The organism is Sulfurimonas sp. HSL-1716 (assembly GCF_039645975.1).
Lineage (GTDB): Bacteria > Campylobacterota > Campylobacteria > Campylobacterales > Sulfurimonadaceae > Hydrocurvibacter > Hydrocurvibacter sulfurireducens.
This window is the reverse complement of the sequence record NZ_CP147918.1, coordinates 1,151,356-1,168,507: the sequence shown is the minus strand read 5'-3', so window position 1 is coordinate 1,168,507 and position 17,152 is coordinate 1,151,356. Positions and strand designations below refer to the sequence as shown.

Below are 17,152 nucleotides of genomic sequence, written 5' to 3'. Positions count from 1 at the left end.
TTAAAACAGGTAGTTGAACTCTAAACGAGTATCCAAGTTGTCATCGACCGTCGTTGTCGGAGTTTTCAAGACATCGTCGTAACCGATTCTAAAACGCCATTGCAGCTCAGGCATAGAGGGAAAGTTTTGCGTGATCCCCGCATAATAGTAGTTTTCACTGTATAACCCTTTTGCCGCGTCGTTATCCGTATGAAGTGCAGAAAGTTCGATGTACGGATCTTTGTACACTCCTGTTTTATTCTTGTTAAGGGTCATTTGAATACGATAGCTTCTTGAATCCGCATACCAGTTATAGCGGGCCATCGAACGCGTATAACCGCTGGTAGGAAAGGCCCTCCACGGGTTTACAAGATCCGCTTCGTCAAATACGTTTGAGTAACCGAGATTCACTTGAAGTTTTTTGTATTTCGTTACCAATCGAGCAGCGATCATGTTGGATTCAAGGGAGTCCGCTTTTTTATATCCGCCGTAATCGCCGGTATGTCCCGCCAACGAACCGGTAAGTGCCGCACCCCCTACTTTTCCTGCACCTTCGTCAAATTGGTGCAGATATCTAAAACCGGGAGTTATCGAAAGATCATTGTTAAAAGGGATCTTGTAATTCGCTTCTATCATGCCTTGCCCTACCAGCTCGGGAACGCTGTACCCTGAAGCATCTAACTTTAAGTTTTTAACGGATCTGTTATGCGCTTCTGCGATTATAAGCGGTGCGGCGGTGGATTTGCCGTGTGCCATCAGATTGGTATATGTCAAACCTTTATGCATTGCCGTATCATCATTGATCGTATCTGTCGTAGAGCCGCTTTTGTATACCAAAGGAGAGTTTGTATTGCTGTGTCCGCGCATCTTCTCATCGGCCAGATATGCAACGCGTATTTTTGTGTTCGGTATGGATTTGGAATTAAAAACGATACCGTCGAAGGTTTCAGGGATCATTTTTGTGTCATTTGAAGCGGTAAAGAACGTTTCTACCAGCTGGCGCCCCACGATAATATCGCTTTTTGAGATGCCGCTGTAGCGGACATATGCCTGTGAGAGCGCATAAAGATCCTGAGAACCGTTTTGGTTGTAGTCATACTTGTTTAAAGTGTCCGCCCCTCCCTTTAGATTTGCAACGGACGAAGATGCATTGTCCACAAAACCATGGCTGTAATACAACCCAAGCCTTACGTCAAAATCATTATAAACAGCGCTTTGATACACCAAAGAACCGCCCAAACCGCTTGACAGGGTGTCTTTAGAGGTATTGTTCGCCCAATTAAACAAAAATGTATTTGAGCGCAGTCTTCCGAAGAAGTCACCCTTTTTAAACATATCGCCGAAACTGTCCGCCTGCTTCGGTTTTACATTGTATATAAGCTGATAATTTGTTTTTAATGCCTGTTTTGGAGCATCATCCTGTGCAGATAGCTGCGTACTCATACAAAGGAGTACAGCCGCCAAAGATATTGTTGCCATTTTACTTGAGTTCATCTTTTTCCTTTTTTTGATTAGCCGTTTTTCCGGTTATATATTTCAATACATAACGGTATATGCAAAAATCGTTCTTTCAACGAAAAAAGCGTTATGTATTTTTGGAAATAATGACCGTAGTATATATTTTTATATAACGTTTTGTCAAGGGCAGGCATTTATATTGATATCAGTATACTTTGGTTATAATCGCGAAAAATTTTTCTTTAGGAATCTAGATTTGAGAACTCATTATTGTACAGACTTAAGCATAAAGAACGTTGATGAAGTAGTAACCGTAGCTGGTTGGGCGAACAGCTACCGTGACCACGGAGGGATCATTTTTATCGATATACGCGATAAAAGTGGATTGATTCAACTTGTTTGTGACCCATCCGACAATGCCGAGGCGCATAAAATTGCTGATGGCGTTCGCGATGAGTTTGTGCTTGTGGCAACGGGCAAGATCCGTCCCCGCGGCGAAGGACTTGTAAACCCTCGTTTAAAAACAGGTGAGATAGAACTTGTCGTAGATACATTAAAGATAGAAAATAAAAGCGCCCCTACCCCTTTTGTCATCGGCGACAAACATGTGGGTGAAGAGACTCGTCTGAAATACCGTTATTTAGAGCTTCGTGATCCTGAGATGTACGAGACGTTCCGTCTTCGTTCAAAAGCCGCTATCGCAGCGCGTAACGTACTTGATGCACACGGTTTCTTGGAAGTTGAGACGCCTATCCTTACAAAATCGACTCCTGAGGGTGCGAGAGACTACCTAGTCCCTTCACGCGTACACAACGGTGAGTTTTATGCACTTCCGCAATCTCCTCAGCTTTTCAAACAGCTGCTTATGGTAGGCGGATTTGACAGATATTTTCAGATCGCAAAATGTTTCAGAGACGAAGACTTAAGAGCCGACAGACAGCCCGAATTTACGCAGATAGACGTCGAGATGAGCTTTTGCGACCAAGAAGAGGTCATCAAAGTGGCCGAAGAGCTTCTAACGGGAATGTTCGGAGCTTGCGGTATCGACGTAAAACCGCCGTTTAACCGCATCAAACACAATGACGCTATGGAATGGTACGGTTCTGACAAACCGGATATGCGCTATGACCTTAAAATGGTCGACGTCATCGACATTTTCGAGCGTTGCGATAACGAGATATTTACAAACATCGCCAAAAAGCCTCATACGAACCGCATCAAAGCTTTAAAAGTCCCGGGTGCTGACCTGGTATTTTCAAAAAGAGAGATGAAAAGCTTCGAAGACTTTGTAAGAAAATTCGGTGCTCACGGTCTTGGATACTTCCAGATGAAAGAGGACGGTCTTAAAGGTCCGCTTACGAAGTTCTTCAGTGAAGAGGACATTCAGCTCATTATAGAGAGAACCGAACTTCAAGTCGGCGACGTCGTGTTCTTCGGTGCAGGCGACAAGAAAACGGTACTTGACTATATGGGACGTTTTAGAATCTTCATCGCCGAACATGAGAAGATGAATCTTGTAGACAAAGACAGATTTGAATTCGTATGGGTCGTGGACTTCCCGATGTTCGAGGTTGAAGACGGTCGCGTTAAAGCGCTTCACCATCCGTTTACTATGCCTAAAGATACAGATAAAGAGGATGTCGAAGAGATCGAATCTATCGCTTACGATATCGTTTTAAACGGTACTGAACTAGGCGGTGGAAGTATCCGTATCCATAAACCTGAAATTCAAGAAGAGATATTCAAACTTCTTGGCATCGGCGAAGAGGAAGCGCAAGATAAATTCGGCTTCCTGCTTGATGCGCTGAAGTTCGGAGCACCTCCGCACGGCGGTTTTGCTATCGGTTTTGACAGACTTATGATGTTGATAAGCAAAAAATCAAGCATCCGTGACGTCATCGCCTTCCCTAAAACGCAAAAAGCTTCTTGTATCCTGACTCAGGCGCCAAGCACCGTAGACAGCGACCAGCTTAAAGAGCTTCACATCAGAATCCGCGAGCAAGTAAAAGCGTAATGAAAAAGCTTTTTCTTATTATCGGTGCTCCGGGCTCCGGTAAAACGACGGATGCTGAGCTTATAGCAAAACAAAACAACCAAATAACCCACTACTCCACGGGTGATATGCTCAGAGCGGAGGCTGCAAGCGGAAGCACGCTCGGAAAAGAGATAGAGAGCTACATATCCAAAGGGCTTATCGTACCCATCAAGATAGCCATAGAGACCATCGTAAACGCCATCAAAAAAGCTCCGAGTGACATCATTATCATCGACGGTTATCCTAGAAGCATGGAACAGCTTAACGCACTGGATGAGTACTTACAAACCGACTCCTCTTTAGAGCTCGGCAGTGTCATAGAAGTACGTGTAAGCGAAGAAACTGCGCGCGACAGAGTTCTAGGACGTGCACGCGGAGCCGATGACAACAACGAAGTGTTCAACAACCGTATGAAGGTCTACACAGAACCTCTTGCAGAGATTCAAGACTTTTACAGTGCTAAAAATCTTTTACATGTAATAAGCGGTGAAGGAACAATCGAAGAGATAGTTTCCGAGATGGAAAGTTTTATAAAAACGAAGATATAGCCAACGCTTAGCATAAAAGCAGTTGTTCTCACAGGATTAAGTGCTTCTATCTAAGGTATTGTTATATCGTTCTTTTATATCCAATACATAAGATACAAATTCCTTTTCTAGTGCATCAATACACTCTGCTTTAATAATTATTCCCAAGTTAATAGGTATTTGTGTTTTAGATATAGGTTTTGTTCCTGTTGGTATCTGAACGATTTCTATATTTCCTTCTAACGTACTCACCATTCCAGCATACAACACTCCTAATAGATATGGTATTGGATTCTTGCTGTTTTTGTCATACCAAAATACAGGTGAACCACTTGATCCACCATAACTTGCAATATCAATTAAAAATTCTTTTTTTCCATTATAATCTATATTATAATCTGTAGCAGTAATACCTTTCCTAAATATTGGTCTGTTATTCATTTGATCCCAAATTCCATTAGGATAGCCTATCATTAAAACTTCTTCATATGATGTAAATTTTTCTGACCAAAAATTAGAAATATAACCATGTATATATTCTATATGAAATTTAAAATCTGCTTCTTTATGAAGTATTGCTAATATTGGTGTTAATGGCATTGCACACAAATCTATATTTGCATCAGGATGATTAATCCATACCATATCTTTTTCATCTAGCCCAATTTGAACTGTTTGATTTGAACGCTTGTTTTCATCATCTTTTAATGATAAATAAAAAGTAGTTTCAATTGAATCTTGCACAACATGTTTATTGGTTATTATATTATAATGATATCCTTTTGAATCATCTTGAAAGATATAAAAAAATCCTGTTCCTACTGATATTGTATTGTCTTTTAATTTTGATTCTAGTCTAACTGTTACATGAGATAGTTTTTTCATCCAGTTTGTGTCATCTTTAGGTGCCATCCTGTGGAGTCCCTTCTTTATAATATAGCTATTTTATATCACTCATTTTATGCAACTATTGCTAAATTATAAATTATTCTGAATATTTTTGCTTATTTCATAGAAATATGATGGAAACTTGAAATATGGAAGAACAGCAGTCACAGTTCAAAACAAAACTGTAACTGCTTTTTGAAGGGTTGCTAAACTGCTTAGTTTAATCCTGAAACAATAGCTTTTTCAACTTCGTCGATGTGAGCAGTACCGTCAACGGTAATATATTTAATATTTGAATCTTTTGCAGCCTGATCTTTGTAATAACCGATTAACGGCTCAGTCTGCTCATGGTAAACTCTTAAACGGTCAAGTACCACTTCCTCTTTATCATCATCTCTTTGAACAAGTTCTTCGCCTGTTTCATCGTCTTTGCCTTCTACTTTTGGCGGGTTGAAAACAACGTGGTACGTTCTTCCGCTCGCAAGGTGTGCACGACGGCCGCTCATTCTTTTTACGATCTCTTCATCCGGAACGTCTATCTCGATGACCGCGTCTATTTTGATCCCTGCATTTGTAACAGCATCCGCTTGAGCAAGTGTACGTGGAAAACCATCAAGAAGGTAACCGTTTTTGCAATCATCTTCTGCAATACGGTCTTTTACAAGCCCGATGATGATCTCATCAGTTACAAGTTTGCCTGCATCCATCGCTTCTTTTGCAAGTTTTCCCATCTCCGTTCCCGCTTTGATGGCGGCACGAAGCATATCTCCCGTAGAGATCTGAGGGATATTATATTTCTTTGTCAAAAATTGCGCTTGAGTGCCTTTTCCCGCACCGGGAGCTCCAAGTAGTATGATTCTCATGTTTTAAGTCCTATCTGTTTTATTGTTGCAATTATATACAAATGAGTTTAAAGAAAACTAGGATCACTCCTCTTCATCGCCTTTTTGAGCTTCCAAGATATCCGCTATCATCTCTTTGCATTCATCTTCGTCGATTTCGCCGCATTCGATGTCCACCAAAACGTCTTTTAGGTCGTCGCGGAACTCTATAAGCTCTTCTAGTTCCTCTTTTGCTTCGTCGATAGATCTGTTCTTTTTATCGGCTATGACGGTGTAGAGCTCGTCCATTCTTTCTTCTATATCGGGTATGACGCTTTCTTTTATCAACTCTTCAAGCTGTTGTGAATATGACATATCTTTATCCTTAGGTTTTTCTATGTAAAATAATAGCAGATAGTTCGTTATATGTAAGCCATATGTAACATTATTGTCATTATAATCATTGACTTTTTTAAAAGCCGGAGAGAGGGACATGTACAATTTTTATGCGGTCATCATCGGGACTGAGATACTAAACAACAGAAGAGAAGACAAGCATTTTAAGTTCATAAGAGATCTTTTGAACTCATACGGACATACTCTTTTTGCGACTTTCATCATTAAAGATGACAAGGAGCTGATAAAAAACGCCTTCGAGCTAATAAAAAAAGATGAAAAAGCAGTGCTTTTCAGTTTCGGCGGTATCGGTTCCACTCCCGACGATCTCACAAGACAGATCGCAGCGGATGTCTTTACGGGCGAGCCTCTGGTGTGTCATGAAAAGTTTGAACAAGATATTATCGAAAGGTTCAAAGAGGAAGCCTACCCTCACCGCATACATATGGCCCAACTGCCGAAAAACGCCAATCTGATAAAAAATCCCGTCAACAATATGTCGGGCTTCGAGCTTGAACACAGATATTTTTTTGTGCCAGGATTTCCCCAGATGTCTCACCCGATGATAAAGGAATGTGTGGAGAAATACTTTTCCAAGTCCGTAAAAAGATATCGAAAGACCCTTTTGGCAGATACAAGCGAAAACACTCTCATAGATATCATGAAAAGCATCCCTTCGGATATCGAGCTCTCCTCTTTGCCTATTCTCAACAACAACGATCCGCAGGTCGAACTTTCTCTAAGCTACCACGATCCTGACAAAGTAAAAAGTGCGTTTGATAAGTTCGTAAACTACCTCAAAGATAAAAATATCGGATATGTTAGTAAAGATTAGTGTAAGATTATTTAAGTTAAACTGAGTCAATGACGATTTTTCACTATATTATCCAGGAGAAGCGGAATGTTGATATATCTATTGCTGGCATCTCTCATAGTTGTAGTCGCCGGGTATGTTCTATATAGAACTTTTTATTTGCATCCTCCCAAACATGATCAAAAACAGAAACACTATACGTTTAAGCTTTAAATTCATAGGTTTAAAAGATTGAATACACTACTATATAGTTTATTATATAGTAGGAGATATCATGAAACCTAAAGATGAAGTGACAAGAAGCTTGTTGATAGACAAAAACACCTGGGACGATGCGATGAAGTACTCACGCGTCAGATACAAGATGAGCTTAAGCAAGGTCGTCGAACAACTCCTGCAGGACTGGCTGGCAAAAGAGAGAAGAAAACCTCTGGATAATGAAAATCAAGGTATATTTTTTTAAGCCTCTTCAAGCAGCTTGATCATACTTTTTTTATGTGTTTTCTTTGCAAAATCCAATGCGCTTAGACCTTTTACGTCCTTAGCGTATTTATCTGCATTGTTTTCAAGCAGGAGTTTTACGATCTCCCCTCTTCCGTAAGACACCGCTCCCATAAGAGGAGTAAACCTGCTTGGTCTGTTTGTATGGTTTACGTTCACTCCCGATTCGATTATCTTTTTGATCAGATCGATCTTGTTATACATGATCGCATATTCGAGTATACTTACTCCGTCTTCGTTAAAATCCCTCAGATCGGCACCGTTTTGCACCAAAATATCTACTATTTCATCATCGCATCTGTACTTTAATGCGCAGGCCAAAACCGATTCTTCCGTATCATTGGACTCGTTTACGTCCGCACCCTCTTTTATGTATTTTTTTATGCCTAAATAGTCATTGTCCTGTAAAAGTCTAATCCATTTGTTCATATTTTTACCGCCTAATATATTTGTAATTATACACTTGATTTGTACCGCTTAGTCAACGAAAAATAAGATTAATTTTTTTTAAGTATAATTACAACTATATTTTAAGATAAAGAGACATAAATATGCAAATAATAGAAACAAGCGATGCTTTTAAAGCATTGATAGAAAATATAAAATCTACCACGCAAGGATACAAAGACCCTTTGGCATTTGGTATCGCAAGAGTGGATTTCGGTCAGCTAAACAGCAGTAAAGTCCTTCAAGCGACCTACCCTGTCGTAAACTGGAATGAAAACTTCGGAAGTGCCGCGATATTCATAGAAGCATTAAAAGAACAAGGTGTCGAAGTAGATTTTAACCAAAACGAAGTAGTATGTAATATCAATCTCTCATTTTTAGAAAGCTGTCTAAACGCTTTTACTCCTTACAGCGACGAAGCTTACGGCGACGCACATAAAAATATTCAAGTCGTTTCGACTCTTTACTCTCTTATGAAAGAAAACGGCTATAGAGAGGGAGAATATAGAGTCGTGTTTATATTTAACGATGCTCCTTGTGTAAGCGTCGAAGCCACATATCTTAAACTTTATGCGCTCTCTTTGGCAAAAGTACAACTTAGAAGCATCAATCTAAACGGAGCGTTCGGAGCTTTGCCAAATGTCGCATGGTCGGACGGAAATCCTATCGAGCTGGAATGGCTGCGTGAATTTGAGATAGAGCTAAAACTTTCCAACTCTTATCCTCATATCGATTTTGTCGATAAATTCCCAAGATTCCTGCAACATATCATTCCTGCGGATAACACTCGCGTACTTGAAACTTCAAAAGTCCGTTTTGGAGCGCAGCTGCATGCCGGTACGACGGTAATGCCGGGTGCTAGTTACATCAACTTCAATGCGGGTACGACCGGTGTCAGTATGGTCGAAGGACGTATCTCTTCATCCGCTATCGTCGGTGACGGAAGCGATGTAGGCGGAGGAGCTTCGATACTAGGCGTTTTAAGCGGAACCGACGGAAACCCAATCTCGATAGGCAAAAACTGTCTGCTGGGTGCCAACAGCGTTTGCGGCATCCCTCTTGGCGACGGTTGTATCATAGATGCGGGTATCGCTGTTTTAGAAGGTACAAAGATCGTTATAAATCCAAAAGCACTTGAAAAGATCCAAGAGGTCAATGCAGGCGTTTCCCTAAACGGCGAGATATTCAAAGGAAAAGATCTGGCAGGATTAAACGGTCTTCACTTTAGACAAAACTCTTTGACGGGTGAACTGACTGCATCCCGTTCGACCAGAGAGATTAAACTAAACGCCGACCTGCATTAATATTTCAAAAACATTAGTTTAACTTCAGTTAAATCGTTCTATAATGACTCTAAAAGGAGTCATTATGATATCTTCAAATGTTTCATCCATTCAAGCAAATCAAGTTTTTATGAATAATAATGCCAATAATATAGCAAACGTGAATACCGACGGATTCAGACCGAGCGATACGATACTTAAAGACTCTTCGGATGATACCGTGACTGCCGATACCAGACTTGCAGACGACAACGGCTCGACAAAAAGTCAGACGGATCTTACAAAAGAGATTCCAGATCAGATATCTATTTCGACTTCTGTGAGTGCAAATGCAAACGCGATCAAAACTCAAAACGAGATGTTTGGAAGCCTTTTAGACATCAAGGCTTGAGTGTTATGATATTCATGCTGTCTATTTTACGCAGCAAACTGCTTTTTTCATCGTAAAACTTCTGTTCTCTTCCTATTTCTAAAGATGAGAAAACGGTTTTACCCACGACTATTCTTCCGCTTTTGTCGCCCTGTTTCGTTTTTATTCCCCACATATCATGCATGACGATGATCTTGTCGTTGTACACGCCGGCATAGATCAGTATATGCCCTTTTCTGTGCAGCAGTGTTTCAAAGGGTATACCGTACTCTTTTATGGTCTTTCTTTTCTCTTCATTGCTCATATCTTTGAGCGATATCACTTTTCCTACTTTTGATTGTTGAGAAGAGTTCCTAGGAAGCCATATTCCAAAGGGAGCGTACATATCTCTTATCATAGATGAGCAGTCCCGCTCTTTATACATCCCTCCCCATCCATATTTCGTATTCATCATCTCGTCACCGACATGCGTGATATTTTCTCTGTTTAAAGCAAGAATATCGGCTGATGCGATATTTTTCGGGATTATTACTTTCGTGTATGCTGCGGCATCCTCTTTGCCTTTTGTTATCGCCAGTGCCGTGTAAGAATCGTCATTTTCGTCGATCAGCGGAAGAAGCATGCCGACCTGACTATAAAAGATGAACTGTCCGCTTTCATCTTTTATCGGATATCCGTCGGTAATTATGTATATCTTTTTGGAATTTTTCAATATATCTATATTCTGTTCAGGGAGATACGCTATATTATAGCTGTGCATCCAGCCCGACGCATAAGACGTAAAAACATATACCCATGCACCGTCATCGGAATAATGAGAGATAAAAAGAGGTTCGTTTGCATGTACGGAGCTGTTTTGCAGATAATCAAACGGAAACCCCTCTCCTGCTTGATTCGGATCTTTAAAAAGAGGCTTGTCCGTAGGAAAACTTCTGAGATTGGCAAAATTCAAGGTGATCGCCTTTCTGTTTACCGTAGCGTATTCGTCAAAGTTCGATCTTGCATACATCTTGTCAAACCATTTTTGCGACAAATGTCTTAAATTTTCACCGTAACTGTTTTTGGACGTATAGTTGTTAAAGGGCCATTTTATCTGTTCTACGTCCGTTTTTATCGATTCCATATCCCATGGTCTGAAGTAATTTGCTTCATAATCGTTTTGAACGTCGAGGATAGACGCATTTTCATCTTTAAGATACGCATATGCACCGGTTTTTTGAGGCAGATCCTTAAGATCCTCTATATCTCCGTAATCAAGGGTTTTTAAAGACGTACAAGCCGTAAAAAACAGCATGATAAAAAATAATGGCATATACCTCAATGGGCTTCCTTACGTATAAATCTTAGTCGACGGTCCCGAATTTTCCGACGACTCTGCCGATCAACTCTATCTCTTGAGGGTAAAGAGTCATTTTCGAATATTCTTTATTATCCGAAATTATATCTATTTTTCCGTCTATTCTTTTACTGATCCGTTTTATAAACAAACCGTGCTCTGTTCTGATCACAAAAACACCGCCGCGGGAAAGCTCGGTTTTCTGGCGGTTTATAAAGACTATGTCGTCATATGAGAAAGTCGGCTCCATCGAATCGCCGCTTACTTTTATCGCCTCTATATTCTTGAGTTCGTTCGTTCCTCCCAAGATATCTATAAAATTCTCCGAAAGTTCCAGACTTTCATACTCTTCATTGTCGTTGTCGCTTCCGCCTCCTGCGGATGCACTTATATCGCTAAAATATCTGATCATGTAAAAACGGTTTGTGGTCTCGACCAGACTTTCCGGTGCCTGTCCGTACAAAAGCCAGTTTATAGATATGGATTTTGATGCACAGAAATCCAAAAGCTCCGCAAAAGGGATCTTATCTCTTTTTTTCATAGTGGCAAAATTCATCTGCGTGATACCGAGCACATCGGCGATATCCTTGTCAAATACCTTTTTTCCGGGAATCTCCTGAGAGACGATATCTTTTATCTCTTCAACTATCTCCATAAAGCTTTTCATAGTAATCCTCCTGCTTTATTTGATACCTATATAGTAGACCAATAACAATTTATTTTATAATTATATGACAAAATGCAATATTTTATGCTGAAGAGATCTTTTTTCTTTACAATTTGGCATATTCTAAGAAAAAGGATTCGATATGTATATCATGATAAAAAGAGTAGAAACTATATTTGAACTGTTGGAGATAAAACTTGAAAAGATAGCCGACATATTTTTTTAAAAAGTTACTCTTCTCTTTTTTTGTTCTTTTCTCTTTGTTCCAATTTACTTTGGTGATAGCCTTTAAAAATAAAAATCATAAAAAGTACAAAAGCGGTAAGTACGATACCATCCGTAAAATTCACATTAACTCCTTATAGTCGGTAAAGTTTTGTTTTATCGCTTCGTACAGGATTATACCCGTACTGACTGCAAGATTGAGGCTTCTTCCCTCTTTTGTCATAGGGATGGTTATGTTCCTATCTGCAAATTTATCCAGCAGATCTTGAGGCAAGCCTGCGGTTTCGCTGCCGAAAAATATATAATCACCTACCTTGAAATCTGCATTAAAATAGGGTTTGTCCGTCTTTGTCGTCGCAAAATGTACGTTTTTTGATATCTCGGTACCGTTAAAGAAATCATCCAGATCTTCCCACACATGCAGATCCAGTTTGTTCCAATAATCAAGCCCTGCCCTGCGGACTGCTTTTTCGCTTATATCAAAGCCAAGAGGCTTTATCAGATGAAGCGACGAGCCTGTATTTACGCATAATCTGCCTATCGTACCCGTATTGTTTGGGATCTGGGGAGTCACTAACACTATATTGAACACGGTTGCCCTTAGAAGATAACTGTTTTGTTTGCATATACGAATATGCGGTCTTCAAGAGCAAGTTTCAGTGCGCGTGACAAGACGATCTTTTCAACATCCTTGCCTAAGCGTTGCATATCTCTCCATCCGAATGCGTGGTCGATATGTCTTATATCCTGTGCTATGATCGGCCCTTCGTCAAGGTTGTTGTTAACGAAGTGGGCCGTGGCACCGATGATTTTTACGCCTCTGTCATAAGCTTGTTTATACGGATTGGCCCCTATGAAAGCAGGCAAGAAAGAGTGATGGATATTGATGATCTTATTGCTGTACTCTTCTACAAACCTCGGCGTCAGGATCCTCATATATTTAGCCAAAACGATATAATCGATATTTTCGAATTTTAAAAGCAGTTCCAGGACTTTGCTCTCATGTTCGGCGCGGTCAAGTCCGTCGTGAAAAACAGAATGGTACTCGATATCGAATTTTTCTACAAGGCCTCTTAGGTCGTCATAATTCGATATTACGGCTAAAATATTGGCATCCAGCTCATTGGCTTCGTATCGCATAAGAATGTCACCGAGAGCATGTGATTCTTTTGTAGCCATGATAACGATGTTCTTTTTACCGGGCGTAATCACTTCGACGTTTACTTTTTTGGGAAGTATCTCTACTAATGCATCATGCAGGTCTTTTTCTTCAACGTCACCTACGACGACGCTGCGCATAAAAAATTTACTGTTTACCTTATCGACGAATTCATTGTTTGAGAGTATATTTAGGTTATATTTGAAAAAGATCGAAGATATCTTGTATACAAGACCTTTTTCGTCAGGTGCATCGATTAAAACTCTGTATTGCTTCATTTCTTCTCTTTATTGTCTATCAGACTTATTCGGTTTTCTATACTTGCCAGAAGATATTCTAAAAAGTTCAAGGTCAGATCTACTTTTGCTTCTATATTCGAGTTGTTCGGCGACTGAAATCCCTCAAACAAAACGAGAAGTCTTTCCTGAATACTTTGCAGATACAACTTTTCGTCACTTGTACCGAACTGCTTTGGTTTATTGTTCGGAGCTTCGATCTTAGATTCTGCTGGTGCTGCCGCTGTTTCTATATCATCCAGTTCTGCTAATGTACTGAGTATAACGTCTTTTAGTTCCATGACTTTAATAACCACCTTTCAAACTCGTGAAATTCTACCTTGTCCTCCATCTTGACAAAGAACTCTTTCATCTCTTTGTTAACGCCGAGAAATCTTTTTCTCATACCCGAAAGTCTGCGAACGGCTATCTTGGCATCGGTATTGGACGGGTCTTTTTTCAGGATCTCTTTATATATCTCAAGTGCTTCGTCTTTCAAGCCTTGAAGCTCATATATGTTTGCTAATGTTAAAGTTTGCATTTTACGGCGTAATTGGCAATGATAGAGCCCATTTCACTGGTAGAACAGACCTCTTTGGCATCGAACTGCGCTAAATCTTTCGTACGGTACCCTTCGCTGAGCGCCTGTTTTATACCCATGTCTATCTTCGCCGCGGCTCTGTGTTCTCCAAGAGCGTAACGAAGCATCATGGAAGCGCTTGCAATGGTAGCTATCGGATTGGCGATCCCCTGACCGGCAATATCCGGTGCAGAACCGTGGATAGGCTCATAAACTCCTATTTTGTTTCCTACCGAAGCCGAAGGGAGCAATCCGATCGACCCGCAGATCATACTTGCTTCGTCACTCAAAATATCACCGAAAATATTTCCCGTAAGCATCACGTCAAACTGTTTCGGGTTGCGGACAAGCTGCATCGCCGCATTATCGACGTACATATGGGAAAGTTCAACTTCCGGATACTCTTTTGAGACTTCGGTAACGACATCGCGCCAAAGTTGAGAAACGTCAAGTACGTTTGCCTTATCGATCGAACAAACGCGTTTATCGCGAGTCATGGCGATCTTAAAAGCCTGATGAGCGATTCTTGTTATCTCTTCACGAGTATATACCATCGTGTTGTAACCCTTGTTTTCGTCACGACCCTTCGGTTCACCAAAATAGATACCGCCGATAAGTTCACGTACAACCATAAGATCGACGCCTTTGACGATCTCTGTTTTGAGTGAAGAGGCATTGACAAGTTCGTCATAGACGACGGCAGGGCGAAGATTGGCATATACACCGAGCTCTTTTCTAAATCTTAAAAGTCCGCTTTCGGGGCGTTTTTCTCTTGGAAGCGTATCCCATTTCTCTCCGCCGATAGCGCCGAAAAGAACCGCATCGCTGTTTAGTGAACCCGTAATGGTTTCGTTAGGAAGAGGATCTCCCGTAGCGTCATACGCGCATCCGCCCATCAAAAGTTCTTCGTATATGATCTCAAAATCTTCCGTCGATGCTACGGCATCCAGGACTTTTACCGCTTCTTCGATGATCTCAGGACCGATGCCGTCACCTTTGATCAGTGCGATTTTGTATTTTTTCATTTTGCCTCCTGTGCTGCAATCTCTTCTTCGGCAAAACTCATAAGTCCGCCTGCATTGATAAGTTTTTGCATAAATTCCGGTATCGGCGTAAATTTATAAGTTTTTGAAGTCGTTTTGTTCGTGATCGTTCCGTTGTTCATATCTATGCTGACTTCATCGCCTTCATTAATCTCGTTCGCTTGGGGAAGTTCAAATATCGGAAGTCCCATATTAAAGGCGTTTCTATAAAAAATACGTGCAAAAGTAGGAGCAATCACAGCAGCGATACCTGCAGCTTTTAAAGCGATGGGAGCGTGTTCTCTGGATGAACCGCATCCAAAGTTCTCATCGGCGACTATTATGTCTCCCGCGCTCATTTTATTTACAAAATCCGGATCGGCGTCTTCCATCACATGTTTTGCAAGTTCTTTTGGATCGGATGTATTCAGGTATCTGGCGGCTATGATTAGATCGGTATCTATATCTTTGCCGAATTTCCATGTTTTAGCATTAATTGTTTGCATATATCTTCCTAAATATTTTAAAAATAAGTGTGATTATAGCCAAAAGGAGATTGGAGTTATATAAAACAAGAAGAGGAAAGAGTCTATTCTTTCAGATGAGTAGGCTGATATTATTTCATATCAGCCTGTTCTACGGTGTTTATCGTTTCAGACCGTTGACCGTCTGAAGCATTTCGTCACTTGTAGTAATTATCTTTGAACTTGAATCATAAGCTCTTTGTCCCGTGATAAGATCCGTAAGTTCGACGACCAGCTGCACGTTACTCAGTTCAACGAACCCCTGTCTTATGGTTCCAAGACCGTCGACGCCAGGAGTCCCCTCTACAGGCTGTCCCGAACTGTCTGTTTCAAGATACAGGTTGTCTCCCGTGGAGTGAAGACCCGCAGGATTGATAAAATTGGTGAGGTTGATCTGACCGATCTGCGTTGCGGTCGTTTGTCCCGGCTGAGTAACGGTAACGATCCCGTCCACCCCTATCGTAACGTTCGTGGCATCCGCCGGAATAACCACTTCAGGAATAAGCTTATACCCGTCGGAGTTTACTATGCTCCCGTTTTCATCGATCTTAAACGCACCGTTTTTCGTATAGGCTTCAGTCCCGTCTGGAAGTTCGACTTTAAAGAATCCGCGTCCGGTTACAGCCATGTCAAGCTGATTATCGGTCTGTTTTAGATTCCCCTCCGTAAAGATTTTGTTGATTGCAGTAGGACGCACACCAAGACCGACTTCTATACCTGTCGGGGATTTGGTCGTGTCACTTGTTGACGTTCCCGCATATTCCATTGTCTTGTACATCAAATCGGCAAATTCTGCACGAGATTTTTTAAATCCAATCGTATTGACGTTGGCTATATTGTTCGCAGTGGTATCTATCTGTGTCTGCATACCAAGCATTCCGGTAGAACCGATATATAGTGATTGCATCATAATCTTATCCTTTAAGCTTTAGTAGCCGCTAATTTAGTTATAGCGTCTTGGTTGAGATCGTTCATTTGAGTATCCATGACCTTTTGATACATCCCGACCAGTCGGTTCGTTTCTATCATCTTGACCATCATATTTACCGCATTGACATTGCTTTTTTCAATAAAGCCCTGCTGTACTGACGCAGTTTGTGTCTGCGGCTTCAAGGGATCGCCTTCGTCGTATTTATAAAGATTGCTTCCCTCTTTTTGAAGTTTCTTCAGATTGTCGGGAGCCGCTATATACAAGTTCTGTCTTTCCGCAAAATTAAGGGTTCCCGGCACGTTTACCGAAAACTTTCCGTTCTTATCGACATGTATGATGCCGTCTTGCTGATCTATCTCTATGGGCTTACCGTCGCTTCCCAGAACTTCAAATCCCTGTTTTGTAACAAGTTTACCGTCATTGCTCGTAGTAAAACTTCCGTCACGCGTCAGACGGTTCCCGTTGGGAGTCTTAACGACAAAGAACAACCCCTCTTGAGATAAAGCAAAATCAAACGTATTATCGGTTTTTTGCATAGTTCCGACATTTTGATTTGTGTAAGAATCAACGATCTGCGGTGCTCTGCTTAACGTTCTGTTTAAAAACTTGGCGGCGTCTTTGGAATTGTCTTCGTTTGGCAGATTGTCCCTGGCCTCTTTATAAAGCCTCATAAAATCACCCGTGACCAAGCCGTCCTCTTTATATCCGGCGGTATTTACATTCGCCAAATTATTTGCAATAGTGTCGAGACGATTGAACTGGGTGACCATTCCGGCTGCTGCGTTGTAATATCCTGCTTGCATCCATGCATCCTCATTACTGAACTTTGCATCTCTCGTAGCATTTAGTGTTCCAATTTTTTCGAACTGTTTTTTTTATAAATTTTTTTAGCCATAAGGTAGGTTTTAATAAAA

Annotated in this window: 21 protein-coding genes; 6 read left to right on the top strand and 15 right to left on the bottom strand. The window is 40.9% G+C overall.

What is annotated here, in order from left to right:
• The gene (locus tag WCY03_RS06025; protein WP_345991142.1) at window positions 1-1,473 is read right to left on the bottom strand and encodes an OprD family outer membrane porin; all 1,473 of its coding nucleotides are present in this window, start codon (window positions 1,471-1,473) and stop codon (window positions 1-3) included.
• Window positions 1,474-1,693: 220 nt separating this feature from the next.
• On the opposite strand from WCY03_RS06025, the gene aspS reads away from it, so the two are divergent.
• Both aspS and WCY03_RS06015 read left to right on the top strand, forming a co-directional pair.
• The gene (gene aspS, locus WCY03_RS06020) at window positions 1,694-3,451 is read left to right on the top strand and encodes an aspartate--tRNA ligase (RefSeq protein ID WP_345991139.1); all 1,758 of its coding nucleotides are present in this window, start codon (window positions 1,694-1,696) and stop codon (window positions 3,449-3,451) included.
• Window positions 3,451-4,020: an adenylate kinase gene (locus tag WCY03_RS06015; protein WP_345991137.1), complete on the top strand. Its 570-nt coding sequence runs from the start codon at window positions 3,451-3,453 to the stop codon at window positions 4,018-4,020. Before aspS ends, WCY03_RS06015 begins: the two co-directional genes overlap by 1 nt.
• Before the next feature lie 36 nt (window positions 4,021-4,056).
• Here WCY03_RS06015 and WCY03_RS06010 read toward each other — a convergent pair whose 3' ends face one another.
• From WCY03_RS06010 to WCY03_RS06000, 3 genes are all read right to left on the bottom strand, one after another.
• Entirely contained in the window at window positions 4,057-4,911 is an 855-nt protein-coding gene (locus WCY03_RS06010) for a serine protease (protein WP_345991135.1), read from the bottom strand.
• A 191-nt stretch (window positions 4,912-5,102) separates the two neighbouring features.
• Window positions 5,103-5,750 (bottom strand): adenylate kinase, encoded by a 648-nt coding sequence (gene adk, locus WCY03_RS06005; protein WP_345991133.1) that lies wholly within the window; start codon window positions 5,748-5,750, stop codon window positions 5,103-5,105.
• Window positions 5,751-5,813: 63 nt separating this feature from the next.
• On the bottom strand, window positions 5,814-6,083 hold the full coding sequence (locus WCY03_RS06000; RefSeq protein ID WP_345991131.1) for a hypothetical protein: 270 nt from the start codon (window positions 6,081-6,083) through the stop codon (window positions 5,814-5,816).
• 118 nt (window positions 6,084-6,201) lie between these two features.
• Between WCY03_RS06000 and WCY03_RS05995 the strand changes: the two genes are divergently transcribed.
• Together WCY03_RS05995 and WCY03_RS05990 are read left to right on the top strand one after the other, a co-directional pair.
• Entirely contained in the window at window positions 6,202-6,939 is a 738-nt protein-coding gene (locus WCY03_RS05995; RefSeq protein ID WP_345991129.1) for a competence/damage-inducible protein A, read from the top strand.
• 253 nt (window positions 6,940-7,192) lie between these two features.
• Window positions 7,193-7,381, top strand: a complete 189-nt coding sequence (locus WCY03_RS05990) for a hypothetical protein (RefSeq protein ID WP_345991127.1) — start codon at window positions 7,193-7,195, stop codon at window positions 7,379-7,381.
• On the opposite strand, the gene WCY03_RS05985 is transcribed toward WCY03_RS05990, so the two are convergent.
• Window positions 7,378-7,848 carry an ankyrin repeat domain-containing protein gene (locus WCY03_RS05985; protein ID WP_345991125.1) on the bottom strand — a complete coding sequence of 157 codons (471 nt, stop codon included), beginning with the start codon at window positions 7,846-7,848 and terminating at the stop codon, window positions 7,378-7,380. The two genes, WCY03_RS05990 and WCY03_RS05985, sit on opposite strands and share 4 nt — an antisense overlap.
• Before the next feature lie 122 nt (window positions 7,849-7,970).
• On the opposite strand from WCY03_RS05985, the gene WCY03_RS05980 reads away from it, so the two are divergent.
• On the top strand, window positions 7,971-9,170 hold the full coding sequence (locus WCY03_RS05980) for a tetrahydrodipicolinate N-succinyltransferase N-terminal domain-containing protein (RefSeq protein ID WP_345991123.1): 1,200 nt from the start codon (window positions 7,971-7,973) through the stop codon (window positions 9,168-9,170).
• Window positions 9,171-9,234: 64 nt separating this feature from the next.
• Complete coding sequence (locus WCY03_RS05975) at window positions 9,235-9,540, top strand: hypothetical protein (protein WP_345991120.1); 306 nt, start codon at window positions 9,235-9,237, stop codon at window positions 9,538-9,540.
• Here the strand turns inward: WCY03_RS05975 and WCY03_RS05970 are convergent.
• The 10 genes from WCY03_RS05970 to WCY03_RS05925 all read right to left on the bottom strand — a co-directional run bounded on the left by WCY03_RS05970 (window position 9,530) and on the right by WCY03_RS05925 (window position 17,041).
• The gene (locus WCY03_RS05970; protein ID WP_345991118.1) at window positions 9,530-10,831 is read right to left on the bottom strand and encodes an SH3 domain-containing protein; all 1,302 of its coding nucleotides are present in this window, start codon (window positions 10,829-10,831) and stop codon (window positions 9,530-9,532) included. The genes WCY03_RS05975 and WCY03_RS05970 overlap by 11 nt on opposite strands.
• A 31-nt stretch (window positions 10,832-10,862) precedes the next feature.
• Complete coding sequence (locus WCY03_RS05965) at window positions 10,863-11,522, bottom strand: S24 family peptidase (protein ID WP_345991116.1); 660 nt, start codon at window positions 11,520-11,522, stop codon at window positions 10,863-10,865.
• A 346-nt stretch (window positions 11,523-11,868) separates the two neighbouring features.
• Window positions 11,869-12,339 carry a tRNA (cytidine(34)-2'-O)-methyltransferase gene (locus WCY03_RS05960; RefSeq protein WP_345991114.1) on the bottom strand — a complete coding sequence of 157 codons (471 nt, stop codon included), beginning with the start codon at window positions 12,337-12,339 and terminating at the stop codon, window positions 11,869-11,871.
• A gap of 8 nt (window positions 12,340-12,347) precedes the next feature.
• Window positions 12,348-13,184 carry a formyltetrahydrofolate deformylase gene (purU, locus tag WCY03_RS05955; protein WP_345991112.1) on the bottom strand — a complete coding sequence of 279 codons (837 nt, stop codon included), beginning with the start codon at window positions 13,182-13,184 and terminating at the stop codon, window positions 12,348-12,350.
• Window positions 13,181-13,483 (bottom strand): hypothetical protein, encoded by a 303-nt coding sequence (locus WCY03_RS05950; protein ID WP_345991110.1) that lies wholly within the window; start codon window positions 13,481-13,483, stop codon window positions 13,181-13,183. Before WCY03_RS05950 ends, purU begins: the two co-directional genes overlap by 4 nt.
• A complete protein-coding gene (locus WCY03_RS05945; RefSeq protein ID WP_345991108.1) occupies window positions 13,474-13,722 on the bottom strand; it encodes a tetratricopeptide repeat protein in 249 nt (82 codons plus the stop codon). The genes WCY03_RS05950 and WCY03_RS05945 overlap by 10 nt, the downstream gene beginning before the upstream one ends.
• The gene (gene leuB, locus WCY03_RS05940) at window positions 13,710-14,786 is read right to left on the bottom strand and encodes a 3-isopropylmalate dehydrogenase (protein WP_345991106.1); all 1,077 of its coding nucleotides are present in this window, start codon (window positions 14,784-14,786) and stop codon (window positions 13,710-13,712) included. Before leuB ends, WCY03_RS05945 begins: the two co-directional genes overlap by 13 nt.
• On the bottom strand, window positions 14,783-15,289 hold the full coding sequence (locus WCY03_RS05935; protein WP_345991104.1) for a 3-isopropylmalate dehydratase small subunit: 507 nt from the start codon (window positions 15,287-15,289) through the stop codon (window positions 14,783-14,785). The genes leuB and WCY03_RS05935 overlap by 4 nt, the downstream gene beginning before the upstream one ends.
• A 139-nt stretch (window positions 15,290-15,428) precedes the next feature.
• On the bottom strand, window positions 15,429-16,217 hold the full coding sequence (gene flgG / locus WCY03_RS05930) for a flagellar basal-body rod protein FlgG (protein WP_345991102.1): 789 nt from the start codon (window positions 16,215-16,217) through the stop codon (window positions 15,429-15,431).
• A gap of 11 nt (window positions 16,218-16,228) precedes the next feature.
• Window positions 16,229-17,041, bottom strand: coding sequence for a flagellar hook-basal body protein (locus WCY03_RS05925; protein WP_345991100.1), 813 nt, complete (start codon window positions 17,039-17,041; stop codon window positions 16,229-16,231).
• Window positions 17,042-17,152: the final 111 nt, after the last annotated feature.

Excerpts from the sequence above, each read along its gene's own strand:
- WCY03_RS06025 (WP_345991142.1), bottom strand. The coding sequence starts at position 1,473 with ATGAACTCAAGTAAAATGGCAACAATATCTTTGGCGGCTGTACTCCTT.
- WCY03_RS06015 (WP_345991137.1), top strand. The coding sequence starts at position 3,451 with ATGAAAAAGCTTTTTCTTATTATCGGTGCTCCGGGCTCCGGTAAAACG.
- WCY03_RS06010 (WP_345991135.1), bottom strand. The coding sequence starts at position 4,911 with ATGGCACCTAAAGATGACACAAACTGGATGAAAAAACTATCTCATGTA.
- adk (WP_345991133.1), bottom strand. The coding sequence starts at position 5,750 with ATGAGAATCATACTACTTGGAGCTCCCGGTGCGGGAAAAGGCACTCAA.
- WCY03_RS06000 (WP_345991131.1), bottom strand. The coding sequence starts at position 6,083 with ATGTCATATTCACAACAGCTTGAAGAGTTGATAAAAGAAAGCGTCATA.
- WCY03_RS05995 (WP_345991129.1), top strand. The coding sequence starts at position 6,202 with ATGTACAATTTTTATGCGGTCATCATCGGGACTGAGATACTAAACAAC.
- WCY03_RS05990 (WP_345991127.1), top strand. The coding sequence starts at position 7,193 with ATGAAACCTAAAGATGAAGTGACAAGAAGCTTGTTGATAGACAAAAAC.
- WCY03_RS05985 (WP_345991125.1), bottom strand. The coding sequence starts at position 7,848 with ATGAACAAATGGATTAGACTTTTACAGGACAATGACTATTTAGGCATA.
- WCY03_RS05980 (WP_345991123.1), top strand. The coding sequence starts at position 7,971 with ATGCAAATAATAGAAACAAGCGATGCTTTTAAAGCATTGATAGAAAAT.
- WCY03_RS05975 (WP_345991120.1), top strand. The coding sequence starts at position 9,235 with ATGATATCTTCAAATGTTTCATCCATTCAAGCAAATCAAGTTTTTATG.
- WCY03_RS05970 (WP_345991118.1), bottom strand. The coding sequence starts at position 10,831 with ATGCCATTATTTTTTATCATGCTGTTTTTTACGGCTTGTACGTCTTTA.
- WCY03_RS05965 (WP_345991116.1), bottom strand. The coding sequence starts at position 11,522 with ATGAAAAGCTTTATGGAGATAGTTGAAGAGATAAAAGATATCGTCTCT.
- purU (WP_345991112.1), bottom strand. The coding sequence starts at position 13,184 with ATGAAGCAATACAGAGTTTTAATCGATGCACCTGACGAAAAAGGTCTT.
- WCY03_RS05950 (WP_345991110.1), bottom strand. The coding sequence starts at position 13,483 with ATGGAACTAAAAGACGTTATACTCAGTACATTAGCAGAACTGGATGAT.
- WCY03_RS05945 (WP_345991108.1), bottom strand. The coding sequence starts at position 13,722 with ATGCAAACTTTAACATTAGCAAACATATATGAGCTTCAAGGCTTGAAA.
- leuB (WP_345991106.1), bottom strand. The coding sequence starts at position 14,786 with ATGAAAAAATACAAAATCGCACTGATCAAAGGTGACGGCATCGGTCCT.
- WCY03_RS05935 (WP_345991104.1), bottom strand. The coding sequence starts at position 15,289 with ATGCAAACAATTAATGCTAAAACATGGAAATTCGGCAAAGATATAGAT.
- flgG (WP_345991102.1), bottom strand. The coding sequence starts at position 16,217 with ATGATGCAATCACTATATATCGGTTCTACCGGAATGCTTGGTATGCAG.
- WCY03_RS05925 (WP_345991100.1), bottom strand. The coding sequence starts at position 17,041 with ATGCAAGCAGGATATTACAACGCAGCAGCCGGAATGGTCACCCAGTTC.